General features: G+C 63.0%; 11 protein-coding genes. 1 reads left to right on the top strand and 10 read right to left on the bottom strand.

The features are described 5' to 3' along the window. Positions 1-112 precede the first annotated feature (112 nt). From RN346_RS06310 to yrfG, 5 genes are all read right to left on the bottom strand, one after another. A complete protein-coding gene (locus RN346_RS06310; RefSeq protein WP_311962486.1) occupies positions 113-2,452 on the bottom strand; it encodes a Tex family protein in 2,340 nt (779 codons plus the stop codon). 168 nt (positions 2,453-2,620) lie between these two features. Next, positions 2,621-4,177 carry a phosphoenolpyruvate carboxykinase gene (locus tag RN346_RS06305; RefSeq protein WP_311962484.1) on the bottom strand — a complete coding sequence of 519 codons (1,557 nt, stop codon included), beginning with the start codon at positions 4,175-4,177 and terminating at the stop codon, positions 2,621-2,623. A 343-nt stretch (positions 4,178-4,520) separates the two neighbouring features. Further along, the gene (hslO, locus tag RN346_RS06300; protein WP_311960554.1) at positions 4,521-5,396 is read right to left on the bottom strand and encodes an Hsp33 family molecular chaperone HslO; all 876 of its coding nucleotides are present in this window, start codon (positions 5,394-5,396) and stop codon (positions 4,521-4,523) included. A gap of 74 nt (positions 5,397-5,470) precedes the next feature. Then, on the bottom strand, positions 5,471-5,860 hold the full coding sequence (locus RN346_RS06295) for a S4 domain-containing protein (protein WP_311962483.1): 390 nt from the start codon (positions 5,858-5,860) through the stop codon (positions 5,471-5,473). Beyond that, the gene (yrfG, locus tag RN346_RS06290; protein WP_263584474.1) at positions 5,860-6,537 is read right to left on the bottom strand and encodes a GMP/IMP nucleotidase; all 678 of its coding nucleotides are present in this window, start codon (positions 6,535-6,537) and stop codon (positions 5,860-5,862) included. Before yrfG ends, RN346_RS06295 begins: the two co-directional genes overlap by 1 nt. 83 nt (positions 6,538-6,620) lie before the next feature. Here yrfG and nudE point away from each other — a divergent pair, with 83 nt between their 5' ends. Further along, positions 6,621-7,205, top strand: coding sequence for an ADP compounds hydrolase NudE (nudE, locus tag RN346_RS06285; RefSeq protein ID WP_311962482.1), 585 nt, complete (start codon positions 6,621-6,623; stop codon positions 7,203-7,205). Between the two features lie 603 nt (positions 7,206-7,808). On the opposite strand, the gene RN346_RS06280 is transcribed toward nudE, so the two are convergent. The 5 genes from RN346_RS06280 to thiL form a co-directional block, all read right to left on the bottom strand. Continuing rightward, positions 7,809-9,914, bottom strand: coding sequence for a methyl-accepting chemotaxis protein (locus RN346_RS06280; protein WP_311960551.1), 2,106 nt, complete (start codon positions 9,912-9,914; stop codon positions 7,809-7,811). A 149-nt stretch (positions 9,915-10,063) separates the two neighbouring features. Next, on the bottom strand, positions 10,064-12,532 hold the full coding sequence (lon, locus tag RN346_RS06275; RefSeq protein WP_263584477.1) for an endopeptidase La: 2,469 nt from the start codon (positions 12,530-12,532) through the stop codon (positions 10,064-10,066). A 139-nt stretch (positions 12,533-12,671) separates the two neighbouring features. After that, positions 12,672-13,928, bottom strand: coding sequence for a YdgA family protein (locus RN346_RS06270; protein ID WP_263584478.1), 1,257 nt, complete (start codon positions 13,926-13,928; stop codon positions 12,672-12,674). 245 nt (positions 13,929-14,173) lie between these two features. After that, entirely contained in the window at positions 14,174-14,647 is a 474-nt protein-coding gene (locus RN346_RS06265) for a phosphatidylglycerophosphatase A (RefSeq protein WP_263584479.1), read from the bottom strand. Next, positions 14,644-15,618, bottom strand: a complete 975-nt coding sequence (gene thiL / locus RN346_RS06260; protein ID WP_311962481.1) for a thiamine-phosphate kinase — start codon at positions 15,616-15,618, stop codon at positions 14,644-14,646. Before thiL ends, RN346_RS06265 begins: the two co-directional genes overlap by 4 nt. Positions 15,619-15,634 lie beyond the last annotated feature (16 nt).

Genomic DNA, 15,634 nt, shown 5'->3' with positions numbered 1-15,634 from the left:
GTCGAAAGGGCCTTGGATCGGGCCCTGGTAAAGTCTACGGGTATTGCCATCAGGCTAGCCCTCAATAGCACCAAGAATATGGCGCGATGCGCGAATTATTCAAGGCGCGCGACTATTTGCCCTGCTTCGCTTTTAAAAGCGCCGCCCCCAGCGCGCCCATCGAGCTCTCAGCGGCGGGCTTATCGCGTTGATTGCGCCCGCCTTTTGGCGCCCTCGAAGCTTTTTTATCGCGCGGCTCGCTCGCTCCCCCTTCGCTTTCGATTTCATCGCTTAGCCGCATGGAGAGGCCCACGCGCTTGCGCGGTATATCCACGCTCATCACTTTCACCGTGACGATATCGCCGGCCTTCACGACGGTTCTGGGGTCTTCGACGTACTTATCCGACAGCGCCGAGATATGCACCAGCCCATCCTGGTGCACGCCGATATCCACGAACGCGCCGAAGTGGGTGACGTTGGTGACCGTGCCTTCGAGCACCATGGCAAGGCGCAGGTCGCTGAGTTTCTCGACGCCTTCACGGAACTCCGCGGCCTTGAACTCCGGGCGCGGGTCGCGGCCGGGCTTGTCCAGCTCCTTGAAGATGTCGCTGATCGTCGGCACGCCGAAGCGCTCGTCGGCGAACGTCGCCGGGTTCAGCCTCTTGAGCGTCTGGCTATCGCCGATCAGGCCCCTCACCTCTCGCCCGCTTTCGCGCGCGATGCGCTCGACCACCGGGTAGGCTTCCGGGTGAACGCCGCTTGCATCCAGCGGGTTCTCGGCGTCGTGAATACGCAGAAAGCCGGCGCACTGCTCGAAGGTTTTCGGCCCCAGCCGGCTGACGTCCAGAAGCGCCTTGCGGCTCTTGAACGCCCCGTGCTGGTTACGCTGGGCGACGATGTTCTCGGCGATCACCGCCGAGAGCCCCGCCACGCGCGATAAAAGCGCGCTGGAGGCGGTGTTGAGATCCACCCCGACCGCGTTCACGCAGTCCTCGATCACGGCCTCCAGGCTTCTGGAAAGCTGAACCTGAGACACGTCGTGCTGGTACTGGCCCACGCCGATCGACTTCGGCTCGATCTTCACCAGCTCCGCGAGCGGGTCCTGCAGGCGCCGGGCGATGGAGACCGCGCCGCGCACGGTGACGTCGAGATCCGGAAGCTCGCGGGAGGCGTACTCGGAGGCCGAATAGACCGACGCGCCCGCTTCAGACACCATCACCTTGCTCAGGCGCTGCTCCGGGGCCAGGGCTTTCACCAGCTCGCCGGCGAGCTTGTCGGTTTCGCGGCTGGCGGTGCCGTTACCCACGGCGATCAGCTCGACGCTATGGCGCTTGATCAGTTTAGTGAGTTCGGAAAGTGACTCATCCCAGCGGTTTTGCGGCGCATGAGGATAGACGGTGGCCTGGTCGACGAACTGGCCCGTGGCGTCCACCACCGCGACCTTGCAGCCGGTGCGCAGGCCCGGATCCAGCGCCAGCGTGACCTTCTGGCCCGCCGGGGCGGCCAATAGCAAGTCCTTGAGGTTGGCGGCGAACACGTCGATGGCGGTCTGCTCGGCCTGCTCGCGAAGCCGGCCCAGAAGCTCGGTCTCCAGCGCCGTGTAGAGCTTCACCCGCCAGGTCCAGCGGACTACTTCCATCAGCCACTTGTCCGCCGCGCGCCCTTCGTCACGAACGCCGACCTGTCTGGCGATGGCGACCTGGGCCGGGTGCACCGGCGCCTCCTCCTCACCCGGCAGGCGAATGGCCAGGCTCAGCACGCCTTCGTTGCGCCCGCGAAACATCGCCAGCGCCCGGTGTGAAGGCACTTTTGCCAGTTTTTCGTCGTGTTCGAAGTAATCCGAGAACTTGGCACCTTCGTTGGCCTTGCCGTCCAACATTCGCGCGCTCAGCTCGCCCTCGTCCCAGAGCCGCTCACGCAGCCGGCCGATCAGCTCCGGGTCCTCGGCGAAGCGCTCCATGAGAATCTGCTTGGCGCCGTCGAGTGCGGCCTTGGCGTCTTCGATGGCCGGCGTGTCGCCCTCGGCGGCGCGCAGATAGCCCTGCGCCTCGCTTTCCGGGTCGAGGGTCGGGTCGGCCAGCAGCGCGTTTGCCAGCGGCTCGAGCCCGGCTTCGCGGGCGATCTGCGCCTTGGTGCGCCGCTTTTTCTTGAACGGCAGGTACAAGTCTTCCAGGCGCTGCTTGGTGTCAGCGGCGTCGATGCGCGCTTTCAGCGGGCCATCGAGCTTACCCTGCTCATCGATGGCACTGATCACCGCGGCTCGGCGCTCCTCGAGCTCGCGCAGGTAGCGAAGCCGCTCGTCGAGGTTTCGAAGCTGGCTGTCGTCCAGCGCCCCGGTGACTTCCTTGCGGTAGCGGGCGATAAAGGGAACCGTCGCGCCTTCGTCCAACAGCGCCACCGTGGCGCTGACCTGCTGCGTTTTCACGCCGAGCTCGTCGGCCAGGCGCGAAATAATCCGTTGATTCACATCCATACGTGCCACTAACTCATGCCGGCTTTTAAATGCCGACACGGTATCACAAAGCCATGGCGCTGGCATGAAATGTCGCGCCGCTGAGCAAGGCTTCTCAAGCGCCCAACGAAAAGGGGCAGCGCCTGCGCGCTGCCCCTTTTCCACCTCAAAACCGCCACCTCACATCGATCAGATAAGCTGCGGGCCGGCCTGGATGATCGCCTCGTCCACGCCTTCGAACTTCTTGAAGTTTTCGACGAACTTGGTGGCGAGTTCCTGCTGGTGGCGATCGAAGGCACTCTGATCTTGCCAGGTGTCGCGCGGGTTCAGAAGGCTCGAGTCGACGCCGGGAACGGCGGTAGGCACGGCGAGGTTCAAGCCGTCGATGTGGCGGGTGTCGATATCGCGCAGCACGCCGGACTGAATCGCGCTGATGATCGCGCGGGTGGTCGGGATCGAGAAGCGCGAACCGCCCTCGCCATAGGCACCGCCGGTCCAGCCGGTGTTGACCAGATAGACCTGAGCGTCCTTTTTCTCGACGCGCTTGATCAGCAAATCGGCGTACTCACGTGCCGGGCGCGGGAAGAACGGCGCGCCGAAGCAGGTGGAGAACGTCGCGGCCAGGCCCTCAGAAGAGCCCATCTCGGTCGAGCCGACCTTGGCGGTGTAGCCGGAGAGGAAGTGGTACGCCGCGGCTTCCTTGGAGAGGATCGACACCGGCGGCAGCACCCCGGACATGTCGCAAGTCAGAAACACGATGGCGCTCGGCTCACCGGCCAGATTCTCCGGTACGCGCTTCTCGACGTGCTCCAGCGGGTAGGCGGCGCGGGAGTTCTGGGTCAGGCTGTCGTCGGCATAGTCAGGCGTGCGGCGGTCATCGAGCACCACGTTTTCGAGCACGGTGCCGAACTTGATGGCGTTCCAGATCACCGGCTCGTTCTTCTCGGAGAGATCGATGCACTTGGCGTAGCAGCCGCCTTCCATGTTGAAGACGATGTCGTCGCCCCAGGCGTGCTCGTCGTCGCCGATCAGGTAGCGGCCCTGGTCGGCGGAGAGCGTGGTCTTGCCGGTACCGGAAAGGCCGAAGAACAGGCACGTCTCGCCATCCTCGCCCACGTTGGCCGAGCAGTGCATCGGCAGCACGTCGGAGGCCGGCAGCAGGAAGTTCTGCACCGAGAACATCGCCTTTTTCATTTCACCGGCGTAGCGCATGCCGGCGATCAGCACCTTCTTCTGGGCGAAATTGATGATCACGGTGCCGTCGGAGTTGGTACCGTCGCGGCTCGGGTCGCACTCGAAGCCTGCGGCGTTGAGAATCGTCCAGGCCTCCTTGCCCGCCGGGTTGTAGGCGGCGGGGCGAACGAACATGGTGCGGCCAAACAGGTTCTGCCAGGCGGTTTCGGTAGTGATGCGTACCGGCAGATAGTGGGTGGTGTCGCTGCCCACGTGAAGCTCGGCGACGAAGTGCTCGTCACCGCCCAGGTACTCTTCCACCCGCGCCCAGAGCGCGTCGAACTTGTCGGCATCGAAGGGACGGTTGACGCTGCCCCAGTCGATGTCATCGCGGGTGGTCGGCTCATCGACGATGAAGCGGTCCTTGGGCGAGCGACCGGTACGTTCGCCGGTGTTGACGACCAGGGCGCCGTCCGCCGAGAGGCGGCCTTCACCCCGGGCCACGGCGCGCTCGATCAGTTCGGCGCTGCCAAGGTTGATGTGGGCGTTGGGAGCGGCTTGAGTCGTGGTCATGTCAGTTCCTGGGCCAGGGGCCGATTCTCGGTATGAATGCTCGGCGCGAGTGCTCGATACACAGCCAACGAGGGCTGGACCTTGCGCTAAAAGGGGTCGCGTCGCCGCTCAGCGAGCGGGCCGAGCGCTGAAGACCGGCGCATTATGGCAAAAAGAAAGCCCCCGTCAAACGGGGGCCTGGCGCGCCTTTTTTGTAGTTAAACTACTACAATTCGGGCATTTTTCGTGCTGCGCTGCAGTAACTTTTCAAACGCTCGTTCGTCCTTGGTCGTAGACCCCGCTTGCCCACTGGGCTGGTGCCGATTCATTCCACTGGCGCCCTTAAAATGAAGTGACTACACGATCAGTGAATGACCGGCGCCGAGCTTCCGGGATCGTCGATCAACGCCTCGATTTCTGCCGCAGTGTAGTGATATTTCGTGTGGCAGAAGTGGCACTGGGTCTCGATCGAGCCCTGCTCTTTTAGAATATCCTTGAGCTCCGCCTCACCCAGGGAGTAAAGCGCATGGCTCATGCGCTCACGTGAGCAGGTGCAGCCAAAGCGCAGAGCCTTGGGGTCGAACACACGCACCGTCTCTTCGTGATAGAGCCGGTAGAGCACCTCGCGCTGCTCGAGCCCTAGAAGCTCTTCTCGCTTGATCGTGTCGGCCAAATGTACGCTGCGCTCCCAGGCATCGATATCCTGATTCTGCGAAGCGTCCGGCAGACGCTGAAGCAAAAGCCCGCCCGCGCGTTCGCCGTCGGCGGCGAGCCACAGCCTCGTGGGCAGCTGCTCGGACTGGCTGAAGTAGGCTTCCAGGCACTTTGCCAGCGTGTCGAACTCCAGCGCCACGATGCCCTGGTAACGCTTGCCCTCTTTCGGGTCCAGCGTGATGACGATCTGGCCTTCGCCGACCAGATCGCGAAAGCCGGCCGAGTCATCGGGCAGCGCGCCCTCTTCGTTCAAGCGCGCAATGGCGCGCAGCTCGCCGCCGGGGTTGGATTCTGCCATCAAAAGCGACAGATCGCCCTGGCCGCGCACTTCGATACTGAGCGTACCGTCGAGTTTGACCGTATCGGTCAATAGCGCCACGGCGGCCAGAAGCTCGCCGAGCAGCGCGTTGACCGCGTCCGGGTAGGCGTGGCGGCTCAGCACTTCGTGGTAGGTATCGGCAAGGGTCACGATTTCGCCGCGCACGTTGGTTTGGTCGAACATGAAACGCTGGATCTGATCAGACATATAAGGCCATCGAACGAGTGGGAATGGGGTTAAAGAATAAGGAGGTGGAGCGGGAGGAAAAGCGCGAACTCAGCCTACTCGCCCTGGTTGCGCTGAAAACGCTGGATCTCGCGGCGCTGCTTTTTGTCCGGACGCTTCAAGGGGTGCTGCATGACCTCGTTATTGAGGCGGCGCGCTTCGGTTTCCTTGGCGCGCCTGACCTGGCTCTGCTCGGTTTCGGCGTAAAGCGTTTGCGCCTCCGGCGCGCCCCGGCGCTGATCCGAAAGCTTCACCACCTCGACCTCGTAGATGTCCCACCCCTGGGGTACGCGAATCACCGCGCCGACTTCCACGTTCTTGCTGGTCTTCACGCGGTCGCCGTCATAGTGCACCTTGCCACCTTCAATGGCTTTTTTGGCCAGTGCCCGGGTCTTGAAAAACCGCGCGGCCCACAGCCACTTGTCCAGGCGAACGCTATCACTCATTAAGGCTCTCCTTGCTGTGCCGGTAAGTCATCGGGAAGCAGTTGGGCGAATCGGTCCAGGGCAACGAACTCCTGAAGCGCTTTTTCGGGGCGCTGGCTGTCGGGCTGTTTGATCCCCATCAGGTACTTGATACCGAACTCCCGGGCGCTTTCGAGCACGCTCGGGTTGTCGTCGATGAACAGCGTCCGCTGCGGGTCGAACGGCTCGCGCTCTTGAAGCGCGAACCAGAACGCCTGCTCCTCCTTGGCCGCGCCCACGTCTTCCGATGAGATGATGGCGTCGAGGTACTTTTCCAACCCCGTCAGCGGCAGTTTCAGGCTTAAACTGGCCCGGTCGGCATTGGTGGCCAGCACGACCCTGGGGTGCGCGTTCTTGAGCCAGGTCAAAAAATCCAGCGCGTCGCTGCGAAAACCGATCAGATGCTGAATCTCGCGCTTGAGCGCCACGACATCGACATCGAGCTCCCGGCTCCAGTAAGCGAGACTGTACCAGTTGAGCGTGCCCTGCTCGCCGATGATGCGCGCCTTGAGCGTGTCTTGAGTGGCCTGGTCGAGCTTGTGTAGCTCGCCGTAGCGCTTGGGCAGATGCTCGAGCCAGAAGTGGCTGTCAAAGTGCAAGTCCAGCAGCGTGCCGTCCATATCGAGCAGGACGGTGTCGATCTCGCGCCAATCAATCATGGCCACTCCGGTGTTGAAAAGAGAGTCGAAACGGTAAGCGTGCTATTGTAGCGCACGGCGTTTTGTCCAGCCATGGAGGCCTCATGTCCCGTCAAGATCCCATCAAACCGCACATTCTGGGCCGCGAAAGCGTCGCAAAAAGCCAGCTCTTTCACGTCGAGGCGCTGGATTTACGCTTCTCCAACGGTGAACAGCGCCGCTTCGAGCGCCTGAGCGGCAGCGACCGCCCTGCCGTGATGATCGTCGCGATGCCGGACCCGGATCACGTGCTGCTGATTCGCGAATACGCCGCCGGTTTCGAGGAGTACGTGCTGACGCTGCCCAAGGGGCTGGTCGACCCGGGCGAGGACATCCTCACCGCCGCCAACCGCGAGCTGATGGAAGAGTGTGGCGTCGGGGCACACCAGTTGGAGCCGCTGGTCGAGCTCTCTTTAGCGCCGAACTACATGCGCCACCGTATCCAGGTGGTGCTGGCCACCGATTTGTATGAAAAGCGCCTGCCCGGCGACGAGCCGGAGCCGCTGATTGTGGAAACGCACGCCCTCGAAGAGCTGCCCGCGCTTTTGCTGCGCGAGGATTTCCACGAAGCCCGCGCCATCGCCGCGCTCTACATCGCCCGCGATAAACTGCGTGACGAAAAGCGCTTCGATGGCACAGAGCTGATTTAAACCCCACATTACAATTTTTTGCAGGCGGGTTTTGAACGTGAGTATGGGTGGAGCAGCCACAGTTCGCGCTCTCTCGAACCGAGCATTCGCCCTTAGGCACCCGCTTTACCCAAGGCGCCTGTTGGCGCCATTCGCCCGCTGAAGCGGGCTCCTACAGGGGACGGCAAGCCTTCAAAATGTCCCAAAGCACAGGGTTACGAACCTGGTAGGAGCAAGCGCCAGCTAGCGACCTCCGCATCGGGCACCCAGGCGCTTGCTTCCTGCCTAACCCAAGGCGCCTGTTGGCGCCATTCGCCCGCTGAAGCGGGCTCCTACAGGGGACGGCAAGCTTTCAAATGTCCCAAAGCACAGGGTTACGAACCTGGTAGGAGCAAGCGCCAGCTAGCGACCTCTCGCATCGGGCACCCAGGCGCTTGCTTCCTGCCTAACCCAAGGCGCCTGTTGGCGCCATTCGCCCGCTGAAGCGGGCTCCTGCAGGGGACGGCAAGCCTTCAAAATGTACCAAAGCACAGGGTTACGAACCTGGTAGGAGCAAGCGCCAGCTAGCGATCTCTCGAACCGGGCACACACCCTTACTGCCCGGCTCAAACCGGGCACGCCCGTCTAGTAAGCGGGAAGCGCGGGGCTCGATCTTTTCAGCGACTGGTTGACCCGCGCAAGCTTCTCGAGCGAGGCCTGGATGTTCTCCTCCTGCGCGCCCTTCAAACGGAACGCATCGACCACGTTGGCAAGCTCGAATACTTCGACGGTGAGGTTGTCAGCGGAGTCGGCGATCATCTGCACCTTGTGGGCGTTTTGCTGGGTCGTGCTGTCCATTTCGGCGATCGCGCCGTTGATCTGGCTGATCCCGCTACTCTGCTCATCGGAGGCGCTGGTGATGGACGCCATCAGCTCGCTGACCTGACTCACCTGGCGCATGACGTTTTCGATCGATTTTTCCGCCTGCTGCACCGCGGTGCGCCCGCCGTCGACTTCCTCGGTGGCGCTGTCGATCATACGGCGAATCTCCTGGGCGGCGTCGGCGGAGCGTCCGGCAAGACTTCGCACCTCGCTTGCCACCACCGCGAAGCCGCGACCGTGTTCGCCGGCGCGCGCCGCCTCGACGGAGGCGTTGAGCGCGAGAATGTTGGTCTGGAAGGCAATACCGTCGATCACGCCGATCATTTCGGTCATCTTGTCGGCGCTGTCGGCGATACGCTGCATGCGCTCGACGAGCTGCTCCATCTGTTTGCGCGTGTCGCGGGTGCTGGTGGCGTTTTGCTCGGCAAGGTCGCTTGCCTGACGGGCGTTTTCAGTGTTTTGCGCCACGGTCGCCGTCATCTGCACCATGCTGGAGGCAGTCTCCGCCAGCGAACTCGCCTGCTGGCCGGTGCGTTGGGAAAGCACGTCGTTCTCTTCGGCGATCTGCTCGACCGCCGGCGTCACTACAGAAACGCGGCTTTCGACCTCGCCTACCACCGCCGCCAGGCTAAAGCGCATCGTATCCAGCGAGTAGAGCAGATTGCCAAGCTCGTCGCTTCCCTGCTTTTGGGCGCGCGCGGCCAGGTTGCCGGCCGCCACCTGAAAGGTCATGTGGCGGGCGCCTTCCAGCCCCTTGAAGATCGAGCGTAGAATCACGATGCTGAGCCCCACCAGGGCCAAAAGCCCCACGACGATCAGTACCAGCTGGGCAACGAGCATCTGCTCACGGTCGCGGTGCGCCTCCTGGACCAGCGCCTGGGCGTCGGCACGTTCCTGCTCGACGAGCTGATCCGAAAGCTCTCGAAGCGTGCCGGTAGCCGGCAAGGCGGTATCGTTGAACGCCTCAAAAGCGGCAAAATTGCTGCCGGCGCCAAGTGCTGCCATCGTCTGATTCAGCGCGGCGCTCCACTGTCTCAGCGTGCCATCGAAGGCTTGTATGACCGTGTCCGCGGCGTCCTCGGCGGCCAGGTACGCGCTCCACCGGGTGTCGATTTCAACCAGCTGCTGCTGGGCGCTCGCCGTGATGGCCGCAATGTCCGCTCCTCGGGGGTTGCGCACGGCAGGCTCCACCTGCTGCACGGTTTCACTCACCCGCCGCTCGATGCTTTGTAGATTAGCGATCGACTGAAGTCCGCCGTCGTCGAGCCGTGCCAAACGATCGCCGGCGTTGACCAGCCCGTATACCCCAAGCGCCCCGGCAAGCCCCAGCAGCACCATCGCCACGACCACCATGCCGGTCAGTCGCGCTCTAAGGCTTCCAAGCTGAAAGCGGCCAAGCAGGCCCATCACGCCCTTGCGCTGAATGGCACCCCCGCTCACGCGGTAGCGTCTCGAGGCGCCCTTTTCGCGAAGCTCCGAATAGACGTTTTCCGCCAGCGCGATGGCCTCAGGCTGCGCCTTGCGCCGCACCGAGGTGTAGCCAACGATACGGTCGCCATCGCGAAGCGCGGCGACCGTGGCGTTCACCCAGTAGTGGTCGCCATTCTTGCGCCGGTTCTTGACGTGGCCCTGCCAGGTGTTGCCTGCCTTGATGGTGTGCCAGAAATCCTTGAACGCCGCCTCGGGCATGTCTGGGTGACGAATCATGTTATGGGGCGAGCCCATCAGCTCGTCACGGGAATAGCCGCTGACCTCGACGAACGCGGCACTGGCGTAGGTGACGTTTCCCTCCAGATCCGAACGGGAAATCAAAACGGTCTCGTCGCCGAGCACGTACTCTTTTTGAGTCACAGGTTGATTGTTTCGCACCTTGGATTCCCGTCAACAATTATTAAAGTTGGGTTTGAGGCATTATCCTGATCCTCCCAAGGTTTAATTCGCCGAATAGGCATAAAAAAAGCCACTCTTTTTAATGAGAGTGGCGTATTAAAGTTATCAGTCTAACGTTTTAGCGCTATTTACTTGAACACGATATTGGCCACGTCCTTGTAGCGGTTGGCGAAGTGAACGGTCATGCCCTCTTTCAGGTAATCCGGCAGCTCATCGTAATCGCGCCGGTTGGGCTCGGGCAAAATCACCTCGAAGATATCACTGCGCCGCGCGGCGATGACCTTCTCGCGAATGCCGCCCACCGGCAGCACCTGACCGGTCAGCGTGAGCTCGCCGGTCATCGCCAAAGGCCGGTCGATCGCCTTGTTGATCGCCAGCGATAACAGCGCCGTGGTCATGGTCACGCCGGCAGAAGGCCCATCCTTGGGTGTGGCACCTTCCGGTACGTGCAGGTGCACGAACGCCTTGTCGAAGAACTCGGGGTCGGCGCCGTACTCCTTCAAGTGCCCCAGCGTGTAGCTGTAAGCGATGTTGGCAGACTCTTGCATCACATCGCCAAGCTTTCCGGTCAGCTTGAAGCCGCGGTCCAGCGAATGCACCTTGCCCGCCTCGATCGGAAGCGTCGCCCCGCCCATCGAGGTCCAGGCAAGGCCCGTCACCACGCCCTGGCCCTTGAGCACCTTCTCCTTACGGAACAGCGGCGCGCCGAGGAACTCCTCGAGGTTTTTGACCGAAATTTTCACCGTCTCTTCCGGCGACTCCAGAAGCTTCACCGTCGACTTACGCACGATGCGGTGAAGCTGCTTTTCGAGCTGACGCACCCCGGCTTCGCGGGCGTAACCTTCGATGACCTGCTTGAGCGCGGCGTCGGTCAGGTTGATGCGCTTTTTCGGCAGTTTGTTGCGCTCGAGAAGCTTCGGCCACAGGTGATGCTTGGCAATGTCCATCTTCTCTTCGGCGATATAGCCGGACAGGCGAATCTGCTCCATGCGATCCAGCAGCGGCCCCGGAATCGAGTCCAGCGTATTGGCGGTGCAGACGAACAGCACTTTCGAGAGATCCATACGCACGTCGAGGTAATGATCGAGAAAATCGACGTTCTGCTCCGGGTCGAGCACTTCCAGAAGCGCCGAGGCCGGGTCGCCCTGGAAGGACTGGCCGAGCTTGTCGATCTCGTCGAGCATGATCACCGGGTTTTCGACCTCGACCTCCTTGAAGGCCTGGACGAGCTTGCCCGGCATCGCGCCGACGTAGGTGCGCCGGTGGCCCTTGATCTCGGCCTCGTCGCGCATGCCGCCCACCGAGAAGCGGTAGAACTTGCGCCCCAAGGCCTCGGCGATCGAGCGGCCCACGGAGGTCTTGCCCACCCCGGGCGGGCCGACCAGCAGCACGATCGAACCACCGACATCGCCCTTGAAGGTACCTTCGGCGAGAAATTCGACGATGCGCTCCTTCACGTCCCCAAGCCCGTCGTGGTCGCGATCGAGCACCTGGCGGGCGTGGTTCAAGTCCAGCTTGTCTTCACTGGTGATGCCCCAGGGCAGCGACGTCAGCCAGTCGAGGTAGTTACGGGTGGTGCCGTACTCCGGCGAGCCGGTTTCCAGCACGCTGAGCTTTTCGAGCTCGTCATCGATGCGGCCCTGAACGCGCTCGGGCACCTTGAGCGCTTTCAAGCGTTCGCGGAAGGTGTCGACATCGTTTTCCCGGTCGCCCTTGGAAATCCCCAGCTCGCGCTGGATGACCTTGAGCTGCTCACGCAAGAAAAACTCGCGCTGGCGCTCCTGCATCTGCGCGTTGACCTGCTCGCTGATCTCGCTTTGCAACCTGGCGACATCGATCTCCTTGCGCAAAAGCGGCAGCACCTTGTGCATGCGATCCGCCACTGGCAGGGTCGCCAACGCGTCCTGTAGCTCCGGGCCCTTGGCCGAGGTGATCGCTGCGGCGAAGTCGGTCAGCGGGCCGGGCTGATTGGGGCTAAAGCGGTTGAGATAGTGCTTGAGCTCCTCGCCGTAAAGCGGGTTGATCGGCAACAGCTCCTTGATGCCGTTGATGATCGCCATGGCATACGCGCGGGTCTCTTCGTCCTCGGCGTCGACCGGCTCCTTGGGGTAGCTCACTTCGACCAGATACGGCGGCTCTTTCGAGAGCCAGCGCTGGATCTTGAAGCGGCGCACGCCCTGGGCGATGAACTGAATCTGCTGGTCTTCGCTTTTGAGCTTATGGACCTTGACCGCAGTGCCGATGGCGGGAAAGTCGCCCTCATGAAGTGAATCGATGCCCTGCTCGCCCACGAAGGCGACACCCAACGTGTGGTGCGGGGTATTGCCGACCCGGCGCATGGTCTCTTCCCAGCGATCCTTATTGATGACCAGCGGCTGCACCTGGGCGGGAAAGAAGGGGCGATTGTGGATCGGGAGCAGGTAGATGCGCTCCGGGAGCATATCGCTGGCCGAAACGAGCGAGTGAACCCGCTCGCCATCGGAGCGATGCTCGTCGGCGCGATGCTCGTCGTCCTGAGCGGTATCGTCATCGCCGACGTCTTCGTCGGTCAACCAAACGGGTGAATCGTTATCGTGTTCATGATCCTGGTCGCTCATGCGCCCTCCATCGACTGAGACTGACGGCCACGCCGTCTGGCATGTTCAATGGAATGTGGGCAGCGCGATGAAACTTCAACCCTTGGGCAGATAACCGTATCGCGCCAGGGGTGCCCCGCACCGGTCAGCGAACAGCGAGCTACTGGGGCAATAGCTCGGGCAGCGGCCGTCCGTTGACCCGCCAGCTGCCGCGAATGACGTCGAACTGCAGCTCCTGGGTGCCCAACGGCAGGCCCAGCCAGAGCGCGGCGACCGTGGGCGCGTCGTACCAGACGAAGTCCCCATCGAGCCGGTCGCGCCAGCGCCAGCGCGTTTTGGCGTCGTTCAGATCCTCGAGACGGAGCGCATCGAGGCGGCGGCCGTCGAAAAAAAGCGCGCCGTCGGCGGCGACATCGATACCCAGCAGCGGGCTCTCGAGCTGGATGCGGGTCACGTCAAGGCGTGGAGAGTCGCTTAAAAGCTGCAGCACCTCCGGCTCGATGCGCGCCATGACGCCTTCGGCCATCGGCCGCTCCGGGTCGCCCCAGGCGGCTTCCTGGCGCAGGCGGCGAATGATCTGACGCACCGCGTCGGCGTTGAGCCTTGAAAGCTCCGCCTCGATCTCGCCGCTCACAAGCGGCGTATCCGGCGCTTCGCTGGGTACGTGCACATCCCCCAGCGCCAGCCGCCCTTTCAGACGCAGCTCGCTTTCATCCAGGACCATCTGGCTTTGCACTTCCGTCGGGGCAACGGTGATCTCGTATCCTGGATAAAAGAGCGTGGTGGATTCGACGGTAAGATGGTCGCGCTGGGCGAAGTGGTAGGCGTCTTCGATATAGGTGTAGCGGCTTTCCAGTACCGTCGGGCCAAAGCGCAGGTAGGCCGGCCCATCGCTTAGCGTGAGCTGGTCGAACAGCGCGCGAAGGCGCCAGTCGCCGAATACGCCCTCCAGGCGCAGGCGCGCGCCGCGCACATCGAGCTCGCGCCCGCTTTGCTGAATGACGAACGGCGCCAGCGCCAGGCGCAGTTCGCTCTTGCCGCTCAGCGTATGGTAGCGCCCCTGCCAGCGCGGCAGCGACAGCGCCGACACCTCGCCCACTGCCTTTTGCAAAGCGCTTCCCAGGCGCGGCACCAGCGTGCCCTGCACGTCGGTACTCAAAAGCCCGTGGCGGGCATCGTAGGTGACTTCCAGCTGCCAGGGCCTGCCCAGCAGCGGCGATAGCAAAAGCCGCCCCTGAGACGAGAGCCAGCCGGGGCGACTCTCCGGGCGGCTGACGCGCCACTCGCCGCGCGCTTCCAGATCCTCCAGCGCCTGGCTCAGGCTGCGCTCGAACAGAACGCTCGAGATCAACTGCGCGACGGCCCAAACGAGCGACGCCACGACGATGATCGGGACTATAAGACGTTCCTTGCGCATGCCATCTCCCTGGATAGCCGAAATCAGGCGCCCTCTTCCAACGTGCCGGGCCGCTGCGTGACCGTGCTGCTTTTGTTGCGTATTGCTTGTGTTGCGTATTGCCTGGGTTACGCGCTGCTTTAGCCACGTATATGGATAATCACCTTATTGTTTTTACACGCTAAGGCCAAACGCATCACCCTGAACACGACGCTTTAAAGCGTAATACCGCCCCGTGACACCGGCATGAAAGACCCGGTTCTGGCCTAGTGCAGCCAGAACCACAGGTGCATGGTGCTCCAGGCATAGATGCCCGCCATGACATCGTCGATCATGATGCCAAAGCCGCCGGCGACCCGCCGGTCAGCCCAGCGGATCGGCCAGGGTTTGAAGACATCGAAGATGCGAAACACGATGAACCCCCAAAGCGCCGCCTCCCAGGAGAACGGCACCGCCGCCATGGTGATCCAGTAGCCGACGAACTCGTCCCAGACGATGCCCGAATGGTCGTGAACGCCCAGATCGTGGGAGGTCTTGTCGCACAGCCACACGCCCACGATGAAGGCGACCAGCACCACGCTCAAATACCAGCCCAGCGGCAGATCCGCCATGATCCAGTAAAACGGAATGGCCGCCAGCGTGCCAAAGGTACCCGGCGCCCAGGGCACCATGCCGCTACCCAAGCCGAAGGCGAAAAAGTGCGTGGGGCGTCGCCAGACGCTTGATGGAGCCTTGATCATGGCCGCCCCCGATGAAAATGCTGCCAGCCTGGCGCCGCGTCCGCCGGCACGCCATAAACGCCCGGCGCCTCGCAGCAGCGCCCGATCACTGAAAGCGCGAGCCCCACCGCCGCCAGCGCCTTTTGGGCCTTTTCAAGCTCACCGGGTGCCAGCGTCACCAGCAGCTCGTAGTCGTCGCCGCCGCCGAGCATGGCGGCCTGCGCCTGCTCCTCGCCCAGCGCCTCGATCAGGCCCTCGGCGGTGGGCAGCGCATCCATATCGAGCTCGGCGCCCACGTTCGACGCCTGGCGCAAATGGCCGAGATCGGCCAGCAGCCCATCGGAGATATCAAGTGCGGCACTGGCGATGCCGCGCAGCGCAATACCTGCCTCGAGCCGGGGCTCGGGCAGCAGGTAGCGCTTTAACAGCGGGTGCGCCAGATCGCGCTCGCCGCGCTGCCAAAGCGCAAGCCCTCCGGCGCCGCCGCCAAGCGCCCCGGTCACGGCGATCAAATCGCTCGGGCGGGCGCCAGCGCGGGTGAGCGCTTGTCCTTTGGGCACCTCGCCCATCACGGTCACGCTGATGCCAAGCGGCCCACGGGTCACGTCCCCGCCTGCCAGCACCGTTTGGTGGCGATCGCAAAGCGCGTGGAACCCCCGGCCAAAGCCTTCGAGCCAGCACGCGGCGGCGGCTTCGTCTTCAAACGCACCGCCAAGCGTTGTCAGCGCCATCAAACACCAGCGCGAACGCGCGCCCATCGCCGCCAGATCGCTCAAGGCCACCGCCAGCGCGCGATGGCCGATGGCCTTTGCGGGGGCATCGGATGGAAAATGAACGTCCGCGTTCGAGGTGTCCACACTTACCGCGAGTTCAAAGCCCGCCTGCGGGATCAAAAGCGCCGCATCATCGCCGCCGCCCAGCGCCACGCCGCGATCGAGCGCGGCGGGCGCGGGCTTTAGAAACCGTTCAATGAGTTCGAATTCGCCAAACACAATGGCCCCTTAACGC

Source organism: Halomonas sp. PAMB 3232 (assembly GCF_031954225.1).
GTDB lineage: Bacteria > Pseudomonadota > Gammaproteobacteria > Pseudomonadales > Halomonadaceae > Vreelandella.
This window is presented reverse-complemented; position numbering and strand designations above follow the sequence as displayed.